Below are 22,808 nucleotides of genomic sequence, written 5' to 3' on the forward strand. Positions count from 1 at the left end.
TAGAGTCACAGGCGTGAGCACGCTGTACGACTGTTCATTGCCTGAGGACCGGCAGGACGGGCTCGCGGCCGCCGCTGGGGCGGTGCGGTCCGGACGGCTTGTGGTCATCCCGACCGACACTGTCTACGGCATCGGCTGCGACGCCTTCGACGGCGGCGCGGTGCGGGCGCTGCTGGAGGCCAAGAACCGCGGCCCGGACATGCCCGTCGGCGTTCTCGTCGGCAGCTGGTCGGCCATCGACGGCCTTGTCCTTTCCGTCCCTGACCAGGCGCGCAAGCTCGTCGAGGCGTTCTGGCCGGGTGACCTCTCCCTGGTGCTGCCGCACGCGCCGAGCCTCGCGTGGGACCTGGGCGACACGCGGGGCACCGTCATGCTCCGGATGCCGCTGCACCCGGTCGCCATCGAGCTGCTGCGCGAGGTCGGCCCGATGGCCGTGTCCAGCGCGAACCGGTCCGGCCACCCGCCCGCGTCCACCGCCGAGGAGGCCCGTGAGCAGCTGGGCGAGTCTGTCGCGGTATACCTGGACGGGGGACCGTCGGGCGATCCGGTGCCGTCGTCGATCGTCGACCTCACCGGCAACGAGCCGGTCCTGCTGCGTGAGGGCGCGGTCAGCCGCCAGGCCGTCGAGGAGGCGCTTGGTGTCGCGGTGGCCAGCCCGGCCTGAGGCGTGAAAGGAAGCACCCGGTGACCTTCTGGGGTCCGGATTTCGAGGTTCTGGCCACGGCCGATCCGGACATCGCCGACGTCCTGCTGCGCGAGGTCGACCGGCTGCGTGGCGGCCTGCAGCTCATCGCCAGCGAGAACCTGGCGAGCCCGGCCGTGCTCGCGGCCACCGGGTCCGCCCTGTCCAACAAGTACGCCGAGGGATATCCGGGCCGCCGCTACTACGGCGGGTGCGAACAGGCCGACCGCGCCGAACAGCTCGCGATCGAACGGGCGAAGGCGCTTTTCGGCGCCGAGCACGCCAATGTCCAGCCGCATTCCGGCGCGAGCGCGAACCTGGCCGCGTACGCCGCGTTCTGCGAGCCCGGGGACACCGTTCTGGCGATGTCGCTGCCGCACGGCGGGCACCTGACCCACGGCTCGAAGGTGAACTTCTCCGGACAGTGGTTCCGGCCGGTGTCGTACGGGGTCCGCAAGGACACCGAACTCATCGACTACGACCAGGTCAGGGACCTCGCGCTGACGCACGGCCCCAAAATGATCATCGCGGGCGGCACCGCGTACCCTAGGCTCGTCGATTTCGCGGCGTTCCGGCAGATCGCCGACGAGGTCGGAGCGGTGCTCGTGGTCGACGCGGCGCATTTCATCGGTCTGGTCGCCGGCAAGGTGATCCCGTCTCCGGTGCCGTACGCGGACGTCGTCACGTTCAGCACCCACAAAGTCCTTCGCGGCCCGCGCGGTGGCATGATCCTCGGCAAAGGGGAGCACGCCAAGGCGATCGACAAGGCTGTGTTCCCGGCGATTCAGGGCGGCCCGCTGATGCATGTGGTCGCGGCCAAGGCGGTCGCGCTCAAGGAGGCTTCGACGCCCGCGTACCAGGCGTACGCGGCGCAGGTCGTCGCGAACGCCGCCGCGTTGGCCAAAGGCCTTGAGGCAGAAGGAATGCGTGCGGTCTCGGGCGGGACGGACACCCACCTCGCCCTGCTCGATCTGGGCAGCCGGGTGACCGGCGCGCAGGCCGAGGAACGCTGTGGCCGGGCGGGGATCACGGTGAACAAGAACGCGATCCCCTTCGACCCCAACCCGCCGATGGTCGCGTCCGGCATCCGGGTCGGCACGCCGTGTGTCACCACGCAGGGCATGGTCGAGTCCGACATGGCCGAGATCGCCCGGCTGATCGGGCGGGCGGTGCGCGCCGGCAGTGACAGCGACGGGGAACTCGCCGCGATCGCCCAGGACGTCCAGCGCATGGTCGCCGACCGGCCGGCATATCCACGGAGCTGAACGTGTCGACCGACATTCCCCTCAACGGCCTGCCGATCCGGGAGTACCTCCTGGTCGGCCTGCTCAGCCTGGCGCTGACCTTCCTGCTCACCGGCCCGGTCCGGCTGCTGGCGTTCAAGATCGGCGCGGTCGCCGTGCCGCGTTCGCGGGACGTGCACACGCAGCCGATCCCGCGGCTCGGCGGCCTGGCCATGTACCTCGGCATCTGCGGCGGCATGCTGCTGGCGCACCAGCTTCCGTTGCTGCGCAGGGCGTTCGACTACACGCTCGACCCGATCGGGGTGCTGGTCGGCGGCGGCGTGATCATGGCGATCGGCATGCTCGACGACCGGTTCGAGCTGGACGCGCTGACCAAGTTCGCCGGACAGACCATGTCCGCGGGCATCATCGTGCTGTTCGGCATCCAATGGGTGCTGGTGTGGGTGCCGTGGGGCGGCAACGACTACGGCCCGAGCGGGTCGCTGATCTCGTTCGACATGAACCAGGGCGGTCTGCTCACGGTCCTGCTCGCGCTCGTGCTGATCAACGCGATGAACTTCATCGACGGCCTGGACGGCCTCGCCGCGGGCATCGGTGCGATCGCGTCGCTGGCCACGTGCACGTTCTCGTTCCACATGCTCGCCGAAAGCCAGAACGACGTGGTCAACTACGCGCCCGCGTTGGTGGCCGTCACGCTCGCGGGCGCGTGCCTGGGCTTCCTGCCGCACAACTTCCAGCCCGCCCGGATCTTCATGGGCGACTCCGGTTCGATGCTGATCGGCCTCACGCTGGCCGCGGCCAGCACGTCCGCCGCGGGCAAGCTCGTGCCCACGCAGCAGGGCCCGGCGGGCACCCTCGCGGTGCTGTCCCCGCTGATCGTGGTGGCCGCGGTGCTGTTCGTGCCGCTGCTCGACCTGCTGATGGCCGTCATCCGCCGGACCAGGCGCGGGCTCAGCCCGTTCCACGCCGACAAGATGCACCTGCACCACCGTCTGCTGGAGATCGGTCACTCGCAGCGCCGGGCCGTTCTGCTGATCTACCTGTGGGCCTCCGTGCTGGCGTTCGGCGCGGTCTCGCTCAGCCTGTTCGACGGGCTCGTGGTGGTCTGGGGAATGGCGATCGGCCTCCTGGTCGCGTTGCTCGTCTCGGCCATACCTAGACTCAGGCAGCGATGAGCGAGAACAGCGAGAGCTTCGAGATACCCAAGCAGCCCGAATCCCACCGGGAGATCGTGCAGACGCTGGCCATGGCCATGTTCCGTGGCGCGATCTGGTGGACGGTCGGCACGGTCGCGATCGCTGTCGTGCTCGCCGGGGTGCTCGTCGGCTGGAACGGTGTCTTCGGCGCGCTGGTGGGCGGCGCCGTGGGCCTTTTGTCCTCTGTGGCCACTCTGGTGCTGATGCGGGTGACCGCGGGCATCAAGCCGCACATGCTGATGGCGGCTGTGCTCGGCGGGTTCGCCGCGAAGATGATCATTCTGCTGGTGGCCATGACCCTGCTGGGTGGTGTCGACGCGTTGCACCGCAACTCGCTCGCGTTCACCCTGCTCGCGACCATCGTGGTGACCGCTACGGCGGAGGTGTTCGCCTTCCAGCGAACCAAGGTCCCTACAATCATCCCGGCGAGCGACGAGGGCTGAGCAGTACGCCCGTCCGGTTGGGTCTCGGCCGGTTGATAGTGTTCGCCCCCAAGGGCGGTGATGCCCGGTTTCGCACCGGGGAGCCCCGCTTTCGAGTGCTTGCAGTACGTCAGGTACGTTAAGTCCTGATCGTGACGATTCCCCCGGTGGTGTGACACACGGCCGGCCGGGAGAACCGGAAGGAGCCCCCGTTGGGCATGCCGTTGCTGGCGCAGGGCGAGTTTCAGCCGCCGGGCGTCAGAGATTTCTTCCTGCCGCCGATCTTCGGCAGCGTCACCAAGCCGATGGTGCTGGTCGTCCTGTCGGTCATCATCATCGCCGCGTTCTTCCTGCTCGCGTCGCGCAACCTCAAGATCGTGCCCAGCAAGTTCCAGTTCGCGGCCGAGAGCGTGTACGACTTCAGCCGCAATGGCATCACGCGCGAGCAGATCGGTGCCAAGGATTTCCGGCCGTACGTGCCGCTGATCCTGACGCTGTTCACGTTCGTGCTGGTGAACAACATCTTCGGCATCATCCCGATCATTCAGTTCCCGACGTTCTCGCACATCGGGTTCCCGCTGGCGTTGTCGGTCCTGGTGGTCTATCCGGTCTACCACATCGCGGGCATCCGGAAGCACGGCATCGGCGGGTACCTGAAGAAGGAACTCTTTCCGCCGGACATCCCGAAGCCGATCTACTTCCTGCTGACGCCGATCGAGATCTTCACCAAGTTCTTCATGAACCCGATCACCCTGGCGATCCGGGTGTTCGCGGCGATGTTCGCGGGACACCTCATCCTGCTGGTGTTCACCATGGGTGGCGAGTTCCTGCTGCTCGAGGCGAACGCGTGGCTGAAGCCTGCCTCCATCGTCGCCTTCCTGTTCGCCATCGCGATGACGTTCCTCGAGGCGTTCGTCCAGGTCGTCCAGGCGTACATCTTCGCGTTGCTGTCCGCTGGATACATCGGAGCCGCACTGGCCGCAGACCACTGAGCCGGACGCCTACGGCCAGTGACAAGTTCCCGGATCCGCGTCATCGCGGACCGAACTCGAAAGGGAAAATCGAAGTGAGTGCAGTCGTTCTTGCGCAGGAAGCCGCGGTCAACATCAACCCGGGTCTGGCGATGATCGGTTACGGTCTCGGCGCGATCGGCCCCGGTATCGGTGTGGGTATCATCTTCGCCGCCGTCATCAGCGGCACCGCCCGCCAGCCGGAGGCCCAGGGCAAGCTGCGTGGTCTGGCCTTCCAGACGTTCATCCTGACCGAGGTGCTCGCCCTGATCGGTCTGGTTCTGTACTTCATCGCGTCGACTGCCTGATCCAGCCCGGCGGAGATCATAGGGAGTTGTCGTGCTGAATCAGTTGACGCTGCTGGCGGCTGAGGGAGAACCGAGCCCGGTTCTGCCGCACACGTCCGAGATCATCCTCGGACTGGTTGCCTTCCTGCTGCTGCTCGGCATCCTCTGGAAGTTCGTCGTCCCCCGGTTCGAGAAGCTCTACCAGGAGCGGACCGAGACGATCGAGGGCGGCATCCAGAAGGCCGAGCGGATGCAGGCGCAGGCTGAGGAGAACCTGCAGAAGTACAAGGACCTGCTCGCCGACGCCAACGCAGCGGCCGCGCGGATTCGCGACGACGCCCGCATCGAGGCCGAGCAGATCCGCGAGGAACTGCGGGTCCAGGCGCAGGAAGAGGCCGCGCGGATCGTCGCGCAGGGCCGCAACCAGCTCGAGGCACAGCGGGCCCAGATCGTCGCCGAGCTGCGCGCCGACCTCGGCCGTACCGCCGTCGAGCTGGCCAGCAAGATCGTCGGTGAGTCGCTGGACGACGAGGCCCGTCGCCGCGGCACCGTCGACCGGTTCCTCGAGGAGCTGGACTCCGTTTCGGCGCCTGCCAAGAAATAGCAGGGGGACGGTCAAGATGACGCTGCTGCTGCTGCGCACACGTAGGGGACAGCCAAGATGACCTTGTTGCACGCCGCGAGCCGCGAAGCGCTCGCGGCCGCCGAGCTGAAACTGCTCGACGTGGACGACTTCGCCGCGGTCGGCGACGACCTGTTCGCGGTCGTCGGCCTGCTCACCCGGGAACCCGGGCTGCGCAGGGCGCTCGCGGACTCGTCGGCCGAGTCGCAACGGCGGACCGGACTGGTCCGCCAGTTGTTCGCGGGCAAGCTCTCCGCGCCCGCGGTCGAGCTGCTCGAAGCCGTGGTCTCCTCGCGCTGGTCCAACCCGCGCGAGCTGGTCGACGGCGTCGAGTCGCTGGCCCGCACCGCGCTGCTGGTCGGCGCCGAGCGCACCGGGAAGCTCGACACGGTCGAGGACGAGCTGTTCCGGCTCGGCCGGATCGTCGCGGCCGACGGTCAGCTGGAACGCCTGCTGTCCGACACGGCCGCGTCGGTGGAGGGCAAGCTCCAGCTGCTCCGGACGCTGGTCGGCAGCAAGGTCGACCCGACCACGGAGAAGCTGGCCGAGGCGCTCGTGGCCTACCCGCGCGGCCGCCGGGCCGTCGAGGGCCTGGAAGAGCTGGCCGGCCTGGCCGCCAAGCGCCGGGAGCGCTCGGTCGCGCACGTCACCTCGGTGGTGCCGCTGACCGACGCGCAGCAGGAACGGCTGGCGGCGACCTTGCAGCGCATCTACTCACGGCCGATCGCGCTGCACGTCGAGGTGGACTCCGACCTGCTCGGCGGGCTGGTCATCCGCGTCGGCGACGAAGTGATCGACGGCAGCGCCGCCGGTCGCCTCGACGACCTGCGACGCCGGATGGCCGGCTGAGGTCTTCGGCGCAGCACCCCCCAAGCATGAACTGCAGTAACGAAAGCGAGAGCGGGAAGACATGGCGGAGCTGACGATCTCGTCGGACGAGATCCGCAGTGCGATCGAGAACTACGTCTCCGGTTACACGCCGGACGTGACGAAGGAAGAGGTCGGCACCGTCACCGCGACCGGTGACGGCGTGGCCTACGTCGAGGGCCTGCCCTCGGTGATGGCCAACGAGCTGGTCGAGTTCCCCGGCGGCGTGCTCGGTGTCGCGCAGAACCTGGACGTGCGCGAGATCGGTGTCACGATCCTCGGTGACTACGAGACCATCGAGGAAGGCCAGGAGGTCAAGCGCACCGGCCGGATCCTCTCGGTGCCGGTCGGCGACGGCTTCCTCGGCCGAGTCATCAACCCGCTCGGCCAGCCGCTGGACGGCCTCGGCGACATCGTCGCCGACGACCAGCGCGTGCTGGAACTGCAGGCCGCGACCGTGGTGCAGCGCCAGCCGGTGAAGGAGCCGCTGGAGACCGGCATCAAGGCCATCGACGCGATGACCCCGATCGGCCGTGGCCAGCGTCAGCTGATCATCGGCGACCGGAAGACCGGCAAGACCGCGGTCTGCGTCGACACGATCATCAACCAGAAGAAGGCCTGGGAGACCGGCGACCCGAAGCAGCAGGTGCGCTGCATCTACGTCGCCGTCGGTCAGAAGGGCTCCACGATCGCGTCGGTCAAGAAGACGCTCGAGGACCACGGCGCGATGGAGTACACCACCATCGTGGCCGCCCCGGCCTCGGACTCCGCCGGCTTCAAGTGGATCGCCCCGTACACCGGCTCGGCCCTCGGCCAGCACTGGATGTACTCCGGCAAGCACGTCCTGATCGTGTTCGACGACCTGACCAAGCAGGCCGAGGCCTACCGTGCGCTGTCGCTGCTGCTGCGCCGCCCGCCGGGCCGTGAGGCCTACCCGGGTGACGTCTTCTACCTGCACTCCCGCCTGCTGGAGCGCTGCGCGAAGCTGTCCGACGAGCTGGGCGCGGGCTCGATGACCGGTCTGCCGATCATCGAGACCAAGGCCGGTGACATCTCGGCCTACATCCCCACCAACGTCATCTCGATCACCGACGGCCAGTGCTTCCTGCAGGCCGACCTGTTCAACCAGGGCCAGCGCCCCGCCATCGCGGTGGGTGTGTCGGTGTCCCGGGTCGGTGGTGCCGCGCAGATCAAGGCGATGCGCAAGGTGTCCGGTTCGCTGCGGATCGACCTGTCGCAGCACACCGAACTGGCCGCGTTCGCGGCGTTCGCCTCCGACCTGGACGCCACCTCGAAGGCCCAGCTCGAGCGCGGTGACCGGCTGTACCAGGTGCTGCGCCAGGCCGCGTACTCGCCGGTGCCGATCGAGGAGCAGGTCGTCTCGATCTTCGCCGGTACCCGTGGCTTCCTCGACTCGGTGCCGACCGACGACGTCCGCCGGTTCGAGCGCGAACTGCTCGACAACCTGCGCCGCAACCACGCGGGTATCCTGCAGGAGATCCGCGACACCAAGGATCTGTCGGACGAGCTGGTCGAGCGCATCAGCGACGCGATCAACAAGTTCAAGGAGCAGTTCACCGCGGCCGACGGCTCGTCGGTCGTGGACACGCCGGCCGACGCACTGGAGGCCGACAAGGTCGGGCAGGAGTCGGTGAAGGTGCACCGTCCCGCCCCGAAGAAGTGATCGGGTAGCCAATGGCCGCACAGCTTCGCGAACTACGCCAACGGATCCGCTCCACCCAGGGCCTTGCCAAGATCTTCAAGGCCCAGGAGGTCATCGCGACCACGCGGATCAGCCGGGCGCAGGCACGAGTGGAGGCCTCCCGGCCGTACGCGACGGAGATCACGAATGTGCTCTCCGCGCTGGCCGGGGCGGCGTCCAACTTGGATCACCCGTTGCTCACCGAGCGCGAGAACCCCAAGCGGGCGGGCGTGCTCATCGTGACGAGTGACCGTGGCCTGTGCGGCGGCTACAACGCCAACGTGCTGCGTGCCGCGGAGGAGCTCGTCTCGTTGCTCCGCTCCGAGGGCAAGCAGCCGGTGCTGTACCTGATCGGCCGCAAGGCGGTCTCGTTCTACACGTTCCGCAACCGTGATTTCGTCGAGTCGTGGACCGGGTTCTCCGAGACGCCGCGGTACGAGAACGCCCAGACCGCGGGTGACCTGCTGGTCAAGGCCTTCATGTCCGGGGCCGACGACGAGGGTGACAACCCGGGCGCCGACGGCGTGCTCGGTGTGGACGAGCTGCACATCGTCTACACGGAGTTCCGCTCGATGCTCTCCCAGGTGCCGACCGTCAAGCGGATCGCTCCGATGGAGGTCGAGTACTCCGAGGAGACGCCGGACACCATCCCGCCCAGCTACGAGTTCGAGCCGGGTGCGGACCAGTTGCTGTCCGCACTGCTGCCGAAGTACATCAACACCCGGATCTTCTCCGCGCTGCTCGACTCGGCCGCGTCGGAGTCCGCGGCTCGTCGTACCGCGATGAAGTCCGCGACGGACAACGCGAATGACCTCGTTCTCACCCTGTCGCGTGAGGCGAACCAGGCGCGCCAGGCCCAGATCACCCAGGAGATCAGCGAGATCGTCGGTGGCGCCAACGCGCTCGCCGCCGCCGCAGGAAGTGATGACTAAGCGATGACTGCCACTCAAGAACCAACTGCCACCGGTCGCATCGTCCGTGTGACCGGCCCGGTCGTCGACGTCGAGTTCCCTCGCGACGCGGTGCCCGAGCTGTTCAACGCGCTCAAGGTCGACATCGAGTTCGAGCAGCTGCGTAAGACCGTGACCCTGGAGGTCGCCGCGCACCTGGGTGACAACTTGGTCCGTTGCATCTCCATGCAGCCGCAGGACGGCCTGGTGCGTGGTACCCCGGTGCGCGACACGGGCCAGGCCATCGCCGTTCCGGTCGGCGACATCGTCAAGGGCCACGTGTTCAACGCACTGGGCGACTGCCTCGACGAGCCCGGCTACGCCAAGGACGCGGAGCGGTGGACCATCCACCGCAAGCCGCCGGCCTTCGACCAGCTTGAGGGTCGTACCGAGGTCCTGGAGACCGGCCTGAAGGTGATCGACCTGCTCACCCCGTACGTGCAGGGTGGCAAGATCGGCCTGTTCGGTGGTGCCGGTGTCGGCAAGACGGTGCTGATCAAGGAAATGATCACCCGTGTCGCCAAGAACTTCGGTGGTACCTCGGTGTTCGCCGGTGTCGGCGAGCGCACCCGTGAGGGCAACGACCTCTTCCTGGAGCTGGGCGAGGACGGCACCATCAACGACACCGCCCTGGTGTTCGGTCAGATGGACGAGCCGCCCGGCACGCGTATGCGCGTCGCGCTGTCCGCGCTGACCATGGCGGAGTACTTCCGCGATGTGCAGAACCAGGACGTGCTGCTGTTCATCGACAACATCTTCCGGTTCACCCAGGCCGGTTCCGAGGTCTCCACCCTGCTGGGCCGGATGCCGTCGGCCGTGGGTTACCAGCCGACGCTGGCCGACGAGATGGGTGAGCTGCAGGAGCGCATCACCTCGACCCGTGGTCGTTCGATCACCTCGATGCAGGCGATCTACGTGCCCGCCGACGACTACACCGACCCGGCGCCGGCCACCACGTTCGCCCACCTGGACGCCACCACGGAGCTGTCGCGGTCGGTGTTCCAGAAGGGCATCTTCCCGGCGGTGGACCCGCTGGCGTCGAGCTCGACCATCCTGGACCCGAACATCGTCGGTGACGAGCACTACCGGGTCGCCCAGGAGGTCAAGCGAATCCTGCAGAAGTACAAGGAGCTGCAGGACATCATCGCCATCCTCGGTATGGACGAGCTGTCCGAAGAGGACAAGCTGACGGTGAACCGGGCCCGCCGGATCGAGCGGTTCCTGTCCCAGAACATGCTGGTGGCCGAGGTCTTCACCGGCCAGCCCGGCTCGACCGTGCCGATCAAGGAAACCGTCGAGGCCTTCGACAAGATCGCCAAGGGCGAGTTCGACAACGTCCCGGAGCAGGCGTTCCTGGGCATCGGTGGCCTCGAGGACCTCGAGAAGCGCACCAAGGAGCTGACCGGCAAGTAAGCCGTCCGCAGCAGAACCCCGACGAGGGCCGCCCGGTTCACCGGGCGGCCCTCGCCGTGTTTCGGTGGTGTTGGGCGAGGTTCGCGAATCGCGCTGTCCACATTTGTCCGGTGGCTCTTCGATCTTGGGTCCAGCGGTGTTTGGAGGGTGTTGGGCGAGTCGACGGTCTGTAGTAGTCCACGACTGTCCGGTGACTCTTCGAGCTTCGGTCTTGCGGTGTTTCGGTGGTGTCGGGCGAGCCGACGGTTCGTTGGCGAATCTAGTTGTGCACAGCTGTCCGGTGACTTCCCGATCTTGGGCCTTGCGGTGTTTCGGTGGTGTCGGGCGAGCCAATGGTCCGTTCGCAAATCCAGTTGTCCACAACCGCCCGGTAACCCTCCGCTCCTGGGCCTGGCGGCGATAGACTGGAGCAGGGCTGTCCCCCCGGGTTGGGTGGGGGCCTGTTCTGGGGGGCGCGTTGTGAGGCGCGATCGGGCATCGCGGGCGGTCGTTGGATGTTCGCCGAGTCTGGTGGCCTGCGGATCTGCTCGCGTGATTGGTCGGTCTGCGCGAATGGCCTACTACTTTTGGCTGTTATGACTCTCTCATCCCGCGACAAGAATGCCTGTGAACGCGTTCTGTCAGGAGGGGTGAGTTGGAACGTTCCCGGTTATGGTCCAGACCCGCGAGGAGTCTGACCGCTCTCGCGATCGCCGGGCTGGCGGTCGCGCTCATGCCGGTGCTGAGCACCACGGCACCCGCCGCACCGACCAACCCGTGGACCAAAGCGGACCCGGCTTCGGTGGCGGCCCGGTCGGCCAAGCAGGCCGACATCAGGACCTCCCGGTTCGCGGGATTCACCCTCGACCGGACGCTCATGCAGGGCCAACTGGGGATGCGGGCAGCGGCGGCACAGGAAGTGCTGCTGCCGACTCCTGAAGGCACGTTCCAACGGTTCTCTCTCGTCGACGCGCCGGTGATGGAAGAGGGCCTCGCGGCGGCGCACCCGGAGATCAGGACCTACGCCGGCAAAGGCATCGACGACCCGACTGCGTCGGTGCGAGCCGATCTGACACCGCTGGGGTTCCACGCTTCCGTTCGTTCGGAGAACGGCTCCTGGTTCGTCGACCCGTACTACCACCGGGACCAGAGCCTGTACGCCAGCTACTACGGCCACGACGTGCAGAACCCGAGCGGGCCGTTGCAGGAGAAGGGCATTGTCGGCGTCGCCAAGGAAGTTCAGGCGGCCATCGACAAGAACCCCGTCGTGAAACTGCGGACCTACCGGCTCGCGCTGATCACCGACCCGTCGTACGCGAACTACTTCGGCGCCGAGAACGTCACGGCCGCGAAGGTCACGCTGATCAACCGGGTCGCGCAGATCTACGAGGACGAGACCGCGATCCGGCTGGTGTTGATCAAGGACACCGACAAGACCAACCTGAACACCCCGGCCATGGCGTCCGAGCCGAACGGACCGTGTGGCGCGGCGCCGTGCTTCAAGCCGGAGGAGCTGGAGTTCTGTGACATCCCGACGCTGTTCGCCACGGGCATCGCGCTCGGTCAGCTCGTCGGCGCGGACTCCTACGACGTCGGGCACATCGGGCTCGGCGTGAACGGCGGCGGTATCGCCGGTCTCGGTGTTGTCGGCGGCCAGGAGAAGGCCGTCGGGTGCACCGGTCTGCCCACGCCGGTCGGCGACTTCTACGCCGTCGACTATGTGGCGCACGAGATCGGCCACCAGTTCGGCGGTAACCACACGTTCAACGGCACCGAATGGAACTGCTCGGCGGGCAACCGTGAGCCGACCACTTCGGTCGAGCCGGGCAGCGGTTCGTCGATCATGGCGTACGCGGGCATCTGCCAGCAGGACAACCTGCAGCCGCACAGCGACCCGTACTGGTCGCACCAGAGCTACACCGAGATCACGTCGTACATCACGTCGGATCTGCCCGCGATCAACGAACAGCAGGACGTCTCGCTGCGCGGGTTCGACGGCGACGACTCGTTCACCTTGTCCTACAAGGGACAGACGTCCGCGCCGATCGTGCGGGGCGTGAACTACACCCCGGCGGGCGTCAAGGCCGCAGTCGAGTCGATCACCGGGGCGACGGTGACCGTCGCCGGGTTCGGCGACCAGCCCGACTACCGGCCGATGCCGTTCGACGACACCGGTTTCCAGGTCACGTTCGGCGGCGCGCTGGCCGGTGTGAACGTGGATTCCCTTGGCGTCACGGTGAACGGCGGTTCCGGCTTCGCCGGTGAGTCGATCAAGGGCGGTCCGGTCGACAACAAGGGCTTCAAGGTCACCGACACCCGTAACCACGCGCCCGTGGTCAAGGTGCCGTCGTCCTACACGATCCCGGTGCGCACGCCGTTCGCGCTGACCGGTAGCGCGAAGGACCAGGACGGTGACGCGGTCACCTACATGTGGGAGCAGAACGACCGCGGCAAGGCGACCGGCACGGCGTTGGTGGACAACGTCAAGAAGGACGGCCCGCTGTTCCGGCAGTTCGGCACGGCCGCGATCGTCTCCGACGCGGACACCCTGAAGTACTACTCGCCGGGCCAGAACGCGGTGAACCGCAACCCGACCCGGGTGTTCCCGGACATGGCGCAGATCCTGGCGAACAACACCAACGCCAAGACCGGCGCGTGCCCGCCCGCCCCGCCGAAGCCGCCGTCGGGCGGCAAGACGAACGTGCCGCCGGAGCTGATCGACTGCTACTCGGAGTTCCTGCCGACGGCGGACTGGGTCGGTTTCAACGACGACCGGACCATGCATTTCCGGCTCACCGCACGGGATGCGCGGCACGGTGGTGGCGGGATCGGTATCGGTGACACGGCCGTGAAGCTCGTGCCGACCGCGGGTCCGTTCCTGGTGACGTCGCAGGGCGCCGCCGGTGCGCTGGCCGGTGGCTCGAAGCAGACGATCACGTGGGACGTGGCGGGCACGAACGCCGCGCCGATCAACGTCAAGAACGTGAAGATCTCGCTGTCCACCGACGGCGGCAAGACCTTCCCGCACGTGATCGCCCGCAGCACGGCCAACGACGGCAGCGAGCAGGTGAAGATCCCGGATCTGGCGACCACCACCGCCCGGATCAGGATCGAGGCAGTCGGGAACATCTTCTTCGACGTCAACGACGCCGACTTCACCATCAACGCCTCGCCGCGGGTGACCAGCCCGCAGAACATCGCTGTGCAGTACAGCGACGCTCTCGCGCCGGTCACGATCACCGCTGAGGACCCGGACAGCGCCGGTTCGGTGTTGACCGCGGTCGCGGCGGGCCTGCCCGCGGGTTTGGCGGTGGCACCGGGAACCGCGGACGGCAACAAGCGGACGTGGACGATTTCCGGCACCACCACGGACAAGCCGGGGACGTACCCGGTCGCGTTCACGGTGACCGACAACACCGGTGTGGCCAGCACGCTCACGGTGCCGATCACCGTGAAGCCGGAGGACGCCGAGGTCACCTACGCCGGGGATTCGTTGGTGTACGGCGATTCCGTGCTGTTCCGGGCGACGATCCGGGACAACACCGATGTCACTCCGGGTGACGTCAAGAAGGCGAACGTGACGTTTTCCGCCGGTGGCAAGGCATTGTGCACCGCCACTGTCGGTCTGCTCGGGACTGGCACCTCGGACGGCTCGGGCGGGTGCGTTGCCAAGCTGCCGCAGGGCGTCACCTCGGTGAGCGTGTCCGCCGGCGGCAACTATGCCGGTACGGCAACGACATCGGTGGACGCCCAGGCGTCGCAGAAGCGGACCGTGCTCGCGGCCGGCGTGATCACCGCGACCAAGTCCGCCGGCGCCTACCGGGCCGACCACGGCACTCCGGTCAACGTTTCGGCTCTGCTGGTGCACAACAACGCCAAGACGACCGGCCTGAGCACGGTCAGGTTCCGGTCCGGCGGCAAGGAGTACCTGGCGTTCGGCAACAACGTCGAGTCCTTCGGGGCCCGGACGTCCGGCTCGCTGGACGTGCGCGCCAAGGTTCTGCTCACCGACGTGACCAGCGGCCAGGCGATGTTCGTCGCCGCGGGCGTCACGTTGCACGTCACTCAGAACGGCCGCAACGTCGCGGTAACCCTCATGCAGGGTGACAAGTTGCTGTTCTCGTCCGACTGGACGGGCGCGAAGACACGGGAGATCCCGCTCAACACCGGCGGATTCCTGATCGCATAACCCATTCACCTCGTGAGTGGTTATCCGGGTTCTAACCCTGATAACCACTCACGAGGGTTTTTTTAGAGGAGTACCGTGAGATCGTCGTTACCCACCCGCGGCCGCAGTCTGGCCGCACTCGCGATCGCGGGCCTGTCGCTCGCGCTGCTGCCGGTGTTCGGCACCGTGGCACCGGCCGAGTCGGAGAACCCTTGGACGAAGGTCGAAGGCAATCCGATCGCGGCGAGGTCGGCCAAGCAGGCCGACATCCGGACGGACAAGTTCGCCGGGTTCACTTTGGACCGGGAGGCGATGCAGGGCGACCTGTCGCTCGCGCCGCGCGCCGCGGCGGCGGGCAAGGAAGTCCTGTTGCCCACGCCGGAAGGCACGTTCGAGCGGTTCTCGCTCGTCGACGCGCCGGTGATGGAGGAGAAGCTCGCCGCCGCGCACCCGGAGATCAAGACCTACGCCGGCAAGGGCATCGACGACCCGACCGCGACCGTACGCGCGGACCTGACACCACTGGGGTTCCACGCTTCCGTGCGTTCGAAGCGCGGTCACTGGTACGTCGACCCCTACTACCACCGCGACCAGAGCCTCTACGCCAGCTACTACGGCCACAACCTGCGTAACGACGCCGGGCCGTTGGTGGAGAACGAAGAGATCGAAGAGGTCCTGCAGGACGCCCTGCCCGCGGACGCCGGCCCGATCGTCAAGCTCCGGACCTACCGCCTGGCTCTCGTCACCGATCCCTCGTACGCCAACTACTTCGGCGCCGAGAACGTGACGGCCGCGAAGGTCACGCTGGTCAACCGGGTCGCGCAGATCTACGAGGACGAGACCGCGATCCGGCTGGTCCTGGTCAACGACACCGACAAGACCAACCTGAACACGGCCGCCGAGGCGACCGGCGCGAACGGTCCCTGCGGCGCGGCGCCGTGCTTCACGACCTCGCAGCTCGCGGGTTGCAGCAGCGGCCTGTTGAACCGCAACCAGATCGTGCTCGGCCAGCTGATCGGCGCGGGCAGCTACGACGTCGGGCACATCGGGCTCGGCCTGAACGGCGGCGGCATCGCCGGTCTCGGCGTGGTCGGTGGCAGCGGAAAGGCCCGTGGCTGCACCGGTCTGCCGACGCCGGTCGGCGACTTCTTCGCGGTGGACTACGTGGCGCACGAGATCGGCCACCAGTTCGCCGGCAACCACACGTTCAACGGTACCCAGGGCGCCTGCTCCGGCGGCAACCGCAGCGCGGCCAACTCGTACGAGCCGGGCAGCGGCTCGTCGATCATGGCGTACGCCGGTATCTGCGGGCAGGACAACCTGCAGCCGCACAGCGACCCCTACTGGTCGCAGCGCAGCTTCACCGAGATCACCACGTTCACGTCGACGCCACGGGCGCCGATCAACGAGGTGCAGAACATCGGCCTGCGTGACTTCGACGGCACCGACTCGTTCACCTTGTCCTACAACGGCAAGCAGTCCGCGCCGATCGTGCGGGGCACCAACTACACCGCCGCGGGCATCAAGGCCGCCATCGAGGGCATCGAGGGCTGGCCGGCGGGTGCGACCGTGGCCGTGGCCGGCTTCGGCAACACCTTGTTCAACGACACCGGTTTCCAGGTGACGTTCCAAAGTGGAGCGGTCGCCGCGGTCGACGTCCCGTCGCTCGGCTTCACCGGCACCGGGACCACCGCGGTCGTCGGTGAGACTGTGGACGGTGGCCCGCAGGAGAACACCGGGTTCAAGGTCGAGGACACGACCAACCACGCCCCGGTCGTGACCGCTGCCGCGCAGTACACGATCCCGCTGCGTACGCCGTTCTCGTTGACCGGCACCGCGACGGACGCCGACGGCGACAAGCTCACCTACATGTGGGAGCAGAACGACCGCGGCGGCAGCCTGGGCACGGCCCTGGTGAACAACGTGAAGAAGGACGGCCCGCTGTTCCGCCAGTTCGGCACGGCGGCGATCGTCAGCGACGAGGACACCCTGAAGTACTACTCGCCGGGCCAGAACGCGGTGAACGACAACCCGACGCGGGTGTTCCCGGACATGCAGCAGGTGGCGGCGAACAACACCAACGCCGAGGCGGGCGCGTGCCCGGCCGCACCGGCGCCGCCCGCGACCGTGCCGGCCGCGCTGGTGGACTGCTACTCGGAGTTCCTGCCGACGGCGGACTGGGTCGGCTTGGCCGGAGACCGCACGCTGCACTTCCGCCTGACCGCTCGTGACTACCGCGCGGGCGGTGGCGGTGTGGGCAGTGCCGACACCGCGTTGGTGCTGGCCCCGGACACCGGCCCGTTCCTGGTGACCTCGCAGAACACCGCCGGGACCACCTACCAGGGCGGTTCGGCGCAGGACATCACGTGGGACGTCGCGGGCACGAACGCGGCACCGGTCAACGCCGCCGAGGTGAAGATCTCGCTGTCCACCGACGGCGGCGTGACGTTCCCGCACGTGCTGGCGGAGCGCACGGCCAACGACGGCAGCGAGTCGCTGGCCCTGCCGGACGTGGCGACCGAGAAGGCCCGGATCAGGATCGAAGCGGTCGGCAACGTCTTCTTCGACCTCAACGCCGTGGACTTCACCATCCAGGCGTCGCCGCGGGTCACCGCACCGGCCGGCGCGACTGTGCAGTACAGCGACGCGGCGTCGTTCCCGGTGACCGCCAACGACCCGGACAGCCCGGTCGAGGGCCTGACCGCGACCGCCGCCGGCCTGCCCGCCGGTCTCTCGCTGACCCAGGCCGGGCCGGGTTCGTGGAACATCTCGGGCACGACCACGGCCGCGCCCGGTGACTACCCGGTGTCCGTGTCGGTGACCGACTCGACCGGTGTCGTGGGGAAGTCGTCGTTCCCCATCAAGGTCACCCCTGAGGACGCCGCGGTCACGTACACAGGGGATTCCTTGGTGGACGGTGGCTCTGTGCTGCTGCGGGCGACCGTGCGGGACAACACCGACAACACGCCCGGCGATGTCCTGAGTGGAACGTTGACGTTCACCGCGGGCGACCAGACGCTGTGCACGGCCTCCTTGGCGCCGCTGGGCACTGGCCCGGCGGACGCGTCCGGCAACTGCACGGCGCAGCTCCCGGCCGGTGTGCACGAGGTGACGGCTTCCGTCGGTGGCAACTACACGGGAAAAGCACCTGGGCGGGTTGAGGTCACCAACTCGCGGAACAGCCTCGTGATCGGCAACGGCTCGGTGCCGCTGAGCAAGGCGTACGGCGCCGACAACGGCACCAGGGCGGACTTCACGCTGGCGGTGACGCACGTCAACGGGCAGTCCACCGGGGCCAGCCTGGTGACGTTCACCTCGGGCGGCAAGAAGTACCAGATCCGCAGCGTCCGCGTGGACTCGTTCGGCTCGTCCCGGATGGGCACGATCGACATGCGCGGCCGTGCCGAGCTGGTCGACGTGACCGACCACTGGCGGCCGAAGACCGTGGCCGCCGGCCTGACCCTGCGGGTGACCGGCAAGGTCAAGGAAGGCATGGCGATCACCCTGTTCGACGGCTCGAAGCTGGTGTTCTCCACCGCGTGGAACGGCGCTTCGACCGACGCGACGAAGCTGGCCAGGGGCACCCTGGTCGTGCTGTAGTTCTTTGATGGGAAGGCCCCCGGTTTTGTCGCCGGGGGCCTTTCTCATGCGCGCAGCGCTTTGATCACTTCCGCCGGTGCCTCCTCGGCCATGAAGTGGCCCGAGGTGACCGTGATGTGGGTGAGGTCCGGAGCCCACTTCCGCCAGAGTGCTTTGGCGTCGAAGCCGAGGACCGAGCCCCAGTCCTGCTGCATCACGGTGACGGGCATCCTGAGCTGGTTGCCCGCTCGCAGGTCCTCGGTGTCCTGCTCGATGTCCACAGTGGCCGACGCACGGTAGTCCGCGACGATCGACGGCACGGCGTTGCGCGAAGCCTCCAGGTATGCCGCGCGGACGTCCTGGTCGAACGGGGTGCGCGACCAGATGTCGAGGAAGTAGCCGAAGAAGTCGTCCGGGGCCGCGCTGATCAGCTTCTCCGGCAGCCCGGGCGGCTGGGCCATCAGGAACAGGTGGAAGCCCACGGCCGCGGTGGCGCCGTGCATGACGTCCCACATGTCGAGGGTGGGCAGGACGTCGAGGATGGTCAGCCGGGTGATCTTGCCGGGGTGGTCGAGCCCGGCGCGGAACGCCACCAGCGCGCCCCGGTCGTGCCCGGCCAGGGCGAACTTCTCGAAGCCGAGGTGACGGGCGACCTCGACCACGTCCTGGGCCATGGTGCGCTTGTCGTAGCCGTGGTCAGGCTTGTCGCTGTCGCCGTATCCACGCAGGTCAGGGCAGATGACGGTGTGATCAGCGGCCAGATCGGCGGCCACGTGCCGCCACATCAGGTGGGTCTGCGGGAAACCGTGCAGCAGGACGATCGGGCTGCCGGAGCCCTGCACAGTGACGTTCAACTCAACGCCGTCGGCGACGGGAATCTTCATGGGACCCAGCGTGCGGGCGGTCGATCAGCGGTGAATCAGCGGCGGCTGAGTACAGTGCTGAGTGATGGGTTCCTCGGTTCGGTTCGGCGTGCTCGGCCCGTTGGTGGCCTCGGCCGCCGCTGGGCCGATCGACCTCAAAGGACCCCGGCACCGGGCGGTGCTCGCGCGACTGCTCGTCGCCAGGGGCCGGGTCGTCCCGGTCGACATGCTGGTCGCCGACCTGTGGGAGGACCCGCCGGACGGGGCGGTCGGCGCGATCCAGACCTTCGTGGCGGCGTTGCGCCGAGCCCTGGAGCCCGACCGGCCACCCCGGACTCCCGCGAAGCTGCTCGTGACGTCCGGCCCTGGCTATGCACTGCGCGCGGACTCGGTGGACGCCTGGGACTTCGAGGCCGCGCTCGGCGGCTCCTTGTCCGATTTGGACTCCGCGCTCGCGTTGTGGCGGGGCCCTGCTTACGCCGAGTTCGCGGACCAGGCGTGGGCGCGGGCCGAGATCTCCCGGCTGGACGAGCTCCGGCTGCTGGCTGTGGAGCGGCGTGCCGAGGCGCTGCTGGGGCTGGGCCGTGCCGCTGAGGCCGTGCCCGATCTTCAGGCGCATGTGGACGGACATCCGTGGCGGGAGGACGCCTGGAGGTTGCTCGCCCTGGCTCAGTACCGCGCGGGACGCCAGGGTGACGCGCTGGATTCGTTGGACCGGGCCCGCCGGGTGCTGTCCGAGGAGTTGGGTGTGGACCCGGGGCCGGCGTTGCGCCAGCTCCAGGCCGATGTCCTGGCGCAGGTTGTTCCCGTCCGTCAGGGGCCGGTGCTGGTCGGCCGGGACGAGGAGATGGCGCACCTGTTGGACACCGCCTCGGCGGTTGTCCGATCCGGGCACCTCAAGCTGGCGTTGATCAGCGGGGAAGCGGGGGCGGGGAAGACCGCTTTGGCGTCCGCGCTGCGTGCTCGGCTGGAATCGGACGGGTGGAACGTCCGGTGGGGCGGCAACCTGGAGGACCTGCCGTCCGGCTGGGCTGACATCGTCGATCCCGCCGTGGCGCGTTTCCAGCGGTATCAGGCTTTCCGGTCGCACCTGGCCGCGCGAGGGCGGTTGCTTGTCGTGCTTGACGACGTGCACTGGGCCGATGAGGAAACGTTGACGCTGCTGGCTTCTGTGGTCACCGACCCAGTGGACGCACCCGTGCTGGTCGTGGCGACCTTCCGGACGACCGAGGCGCCGACCTCCTTCCTGGGCCGGGTCGCGCGGTCCGAGCCGACGCGGATTTACCTTGGCGGACTTGCCGTGTCCGATGTCCCGGCCGTCGTGCACGCCGCGGTCGGACTGGACGTGGATGCGTCGACCGCCGAAGTGATCCATCGGCGCAGTAACGGAAATCCGTTCTTCGTCCGTGAACTCGCGCGGCTGCTCGCCGCTGACGGTGACTTGTCCAGCGTGCCTGCGGGGGTGCGGGATGTTGTGCGGTATCGGTTGTCCCAGCTGCCTTCCGATGTCCAGGCGGTTCTCCGGACGGCCTCCGTGGTCGGCAACTCGTTCCCACTCGACGTGGCCGGCTCGTTGGACGCTGCTGAAGTCGCTGTGCGGCAAGGTTTTCTCACCGAGGTCGCGGCTGGTCAGTTCGAGTTCTCGCACGCCTTGGTCCGTGACTCGCTGTACGAGGACCTCTCGCAGTCACGCCGGGCACAACTGCATCTTGAGGTCGGACAGATCATCGAACGCGTGCGGCCGGACGACGTCGCTGCCTTGGCACACCACTTCGCGATGGCGTCAGACTCGCGGGCCGGTCGTTATGCGCGTGCCGCGGCTGCGGAGGCGGAGGTACGGTTCGCTTTCGGTGAGGCCGCACGGCTTTGGCGCGTTGCTCTGGCCGGCGCGACTGATGTCCGTGAACAGCTTGAGCTGACCATGGGCCTGGTCCGGGCGTTGTCGTTCAGCGGTTCACTCGGCGAGGCCCGGGCACTCCGGAGTTCCGCGCTCGACCTGCTCGCCTCCATCGACGACCCCGAGTTGACCGCGCGCGTGATCGCTTCCTTCGACGTGCCCGCGATCTGGCCCTCGCACGACGATCCAGCCCTGGCGGCCAGGGTGGTCGCGGTCACCGAACGTGTCCTGCCTTCGGTGTCCGCGGCTTCGCGAAGCCGGTTGCTGGCCACGATCGCCATGGAACTGCGCAGCTCAGGCGGGCCGCGTGCGGTCGAGGCCGCCGTGGAAGCCGAGTCCCTCGCGCGGTCGTTCGACGACCCTTCGATGCTCGCTTTCGCTTTGAACGCCCGGTTCATGCAGTCGTTCTCCCGTGCTGGGCTCGCTCCGGAACGCGTGCGCATCGGGTCCGAGCTGGTTTCGTTGGCGTCGAGGCATTCCCTGGTGACCTTCGAGGTGCTCGGGCACCTGATCCTGATGCAGGCCCACTCCGCGCTCGCCGAGTTCTCCGTCGCCGACGCGCATGCCGCCGCGGTGTCGCGGCTCGGTGCCGACTACCAGTTGCCGCTGGTGAGCGTGTTCACGCAGTGGTACAAGGCGCTTCGTGCCTCGGTGGCGGGCGAGGACGCTTCAGGCCTGTACCGCGACGCCGCCGCTTCGCTGGCCGCGGCCGAGATGCCCGGATTCGACGACGGAATGCTGTCTTTCGCGCTGTTCTGCCACGAGGTCCGCAACGGGCTTCCGGTCGATCTGACCAGGGATTTCGGCGGTTTCGAACCGTGGTGCAGGCCCGGCAGGACGATTCCGGAGTCACCAAGGGACCTGCTTTTCGAGGCCCGGACGTGCCTGCACGCGATGGCCGCGATCGAGGCGGGGGACCGTGCCACGATGGAACGGCTCCACGAGGTGCTGCGTCCCGCGGCAGGGGAGCTGGCCGGGGCGGGCAGCGGGTTGCTCACGCTCCGGCCGGTCGCCTTCTACCTGGACGAACTGGCACGTGCGCTGGGGCGGACTACACCGTGATGAGGGTGCCGTCGAGCGGCGCCTCCGCGCCAGCCGCCAGCACCTCTTCGTACTCCCGGGAAGCCGGGTCGAGGATCGGGTTCGTGTTGTTGAGGTGCGTGTAGATCCACCGTTTCCCCGGATGACGCGCGATCCGCGCGAGGCTGCCGTCCGGGCCCGCTATCGGGATGTGGCCCATCGCGCGTTGCGCACCGGACCCCACGCCTTTGTTGGTAGCGCCGGACATCTCGTCGGGTGAGTAGAACGTGCCATCGAGAATCACGCACGTGGCGTCCTCGATCAGCTCGTCGAAGCCGTCCGGCCACGTCTTCAAGCACGGCGCGTAGACCACACTGCCGCCGGACGGGTCGGTGATCTTGTACGCGACCACCCATGGACCGTCCGCTGTGGACCGGACATATTTGGGTTTCTTGCCGCTGACCGGGAAAACCGTCACCGACAGCCCGTCGATCGGGAAAGTTTCCGGAATCGGACGCCAATCCCAGGAACCGTAGCGGGAAACGATGCCCTGGAGCGGAAAATCCGTGCCCAGGGCGTGCAGGACGGCGGGCGGTGCCCAGACCTGTAACCCCGCGCCTTCGCGCAGCATGGCCAAGCCGAGGGTGTGGTCGAGTTCCGCGTCGGTCAGCAAGGCTCCGCGCACAGGGGTGTCGCGCGGGCCCGGACCCGCGGCCAACGCCGGTGCCGACAGGATCTGCGTGCGGATGTCCGGCGAAGCGTTGATCAGGTACCAACCGGCACCGTCCGCGCTGATCGCGACGCAGTCCTGGGTCCGGGCGGGCAGGCCCGCCGTGCACATCCGGCAGGCGCAGTTCCACTGCGGGAACCCGCCGCCCGCGGCCGTACCCAGCAGCAGGACCTGCAC

The 22,808-nt window shown here is 68.0% G+C and carries 16 protein-coding genes; 14 read left to right on the top strand and 2 right to left on the bottom strand.

What is annotated here, in order from left to right:
* Positions 1-13 precede the first annotated feature (13 nt).
* The 13 genes from GC106_RS37950 to GC106_RS38010 all read left to right on the top strand — a co-directional run bounded on the left by GC106_RS37950 (position 14) and on the right by GC106_RS38010 (position 18,142).
* On the top strand, positions 14-664 hold the full coding sequence (locus GC106_RS37950; RefSeq protein ID WP_173140593.1) for an L-threonylcarbamoyladenylate synthase: 651 nt from the start codon (positions 14-16) through the stop codon (positions 662-664).
* Between the two features lie 20 nt (positions 665-684).
* On the top strand, positions 685-1,947 hold the full coding sequence (gene glyA, locus GC106_RS37955) for a serine hydroxymethyltransferase (protein ID WP_173140596.1): 1,263 nt from the start codon (positions 685-687) through the stop codon (positions 1,945-1,947).
* Between the two features lie 2 nt (positions 1,948-1,949).
* The gene (locus tag GC106_RS37960) at positions 1,950-3,101 is read left to right on the top strand and encodes an MraY family glycosyltransferase (protein WP_173140597.1); all 1,152 of its coding nucleotides are present in this window, start codon (positions 1,950-1,952) and stop codon (positions 3,099-3,101) included.
* Positions 3,098-3,565: a Cg1360 family ATP-synthase-associated protein gene (locus GC106_RS37965; RefSeq protein ID WP_173140599.1), complete on the top strand. Its 468-nt coding sequence runs from the start codon at positions 3,098-3,100 to the stop codon at positions 3,563-3,565. The genes GC106_RS37960 and GC106_RS37965 overlap by 4 nt, the downstream gene beginning before the upstream one ends.
* Positions 3,566-3,762: 197 nt before the next feature.
* Entirely contained in the window at positions 3,763-4,536 is a 774-nt protein-coding gene (gene atpB / locus GC106_RS37970; protein WP_376777808.1) for a F0F1 ATP synthase subunit A, read from the top strand.
* Positions 4,537-4,610: 74 nt separating this feature from the next.
* Entirely contained in the window at positions 4,611-4,862 is a 252-nt protein-coding gene (locus GC106_RS37975; protein ID WP_173140603.1) for an ATP synthase subunit C-like protein, read from the top strand.
* A 34-nt stretch (positions 4,863-4,896) separates the two neighbouring features.
* A complete protein-coding gene (locus GC106_RS37980) occupies positions 4,897-5,445 on the top strand; it encodes a F0F1 ATP synthase subunit B (protein WP_376777809.1) in 549 nt (182 codons plus the stop codon).
* 57 nt (positions 5,446-5,502) lie between these two features.
* Positions 5,503-6,312 (top strand): F0F1 ATP synthase subunit delta, encoded by an 810-nt coding sequence (locus tag GC106_RS37985; RefSeq protein ID WP_173140605.1) that lies wholly within the window; start codon positions 5,503-5,505, stop codon positions 6,310-6,312.
* Between the two features lie 61 nt (positions 6,313-6,373).
* The gene (gene atpA / locus GC106_RS37990; RefSeq protein ID WP_173140607.1) at positions 6,374-8,014 is read left to right on the top strand and encodes a F0F1 ATP synthase subunit alpha; all 1,641 of its coding nucleotides are present in this window, start codon (positions 6,374-6,376) and stop codon (positions 8,012-8,014) included.
* 11 nt (positions 8,015-8,025) lie between these two features.
* Complete coding sequence (locus tag GC106_RS37995) at positions 8,026-8,964, top strand: F0F1 ATP synthase subunit gamma (RefSeq protein WP_173140609.1); 939 nt, start codon at positions 8,026-8,028, stop codon at positions 8,962-8,964.
* 3 nt (positions 8,965-8,967) lie between these two features.
* Positions 8,968-10,395, top strand: a complete 1,428-nt coding sequence (gene atpD / locus GC106_RS38000; RefSeq protein ID WP_173140611.1) for a F0F1 ATP synthase subunit beta — start codon at positions 8,968-8,970, stop codon at positions 10,393-10,395.
* A gap of 634 nt (positions 10,396-11,029) precedes the next feature.
* Positions 11,030-14,563 (top strand): reprolysin-like metallopeptidase, encoded by a 3,534-nt coding sequence (locus GC106_RS38005; protein ID WP_217281468.1) that lies wholly within the window; start codon positions 11,030-11,032, stop codon positions 14,561-14,563.
* A gap of 75 nt (positions 14,564-14,638) precedes the next feature.
* On the top strand, positions 14,639-18,142 hold the full coding sequence (locus GC106_RS38010; protein ID WP_217281469.1) for a M12 family metallo-peptidase: 3,504 nt from the start codon (positions 14,639-14,641) through the stop codon (positions 18,140-18,142).
* A 44-nt stretch (positions 18,143-18,186) separates the two neighbouring features.
* Here GC106_RS38010 and GC106_RS38015 read toward each other — a convergent pair whose 3' ends face one another.
* Positions 18,187-19,005: an alpha/beta fold hydrolase gene (locus tag GC106_RS38015; protein WP_173140613.1), complete on the bottom strand. Its 819-nt coding sequence runs from the start codon at positions 19,003-19,005 to the stop codon at positions 18,187-18,189.
* 64 nt (positions 19,006-19,069) lie between these two features.
* Between GC106_RS38015 and GC106_RS38020 the strand changes: the two genes are divergently transcribed.
* Complete coding sequence (locus tag GC106_RS38020; RefSeq protein WP_173140615.1) at positions 19,070-21,943, top strand: ATP-binding protein; 2,874 nt, start codon at positions 19,070-19,072, stop codon at positions 21,941-21,943.
* On the opposite strand, the gene pqqB is transcribed toward GC106_RS38020, so the two are convergent.
* A complete protein-coding gene (gene pqqB, locus GC106_RS38025; RefSeq protein WP_173140617.1) occupies positions 21,933-22,808 on the bottom strand; it encodes a pyrroloquinoline quinone biosynthesis protein PqqB in 876 nt (291 codons plus the stop codon). The two genes, GC106_RS38020 and pqqB, sit on opposite strands and share 11 nt — an antisense overlap.

Source organism: Kibdelosporangium persicum, assembly GCF_013280595.1.
Lineage (GTDB): Bacteria > Actinomycetota > Actinomycetes > Mycobacteriales > Pseudonocardiaceae > Kibdelosporangium > Kibdelosporangium persicum.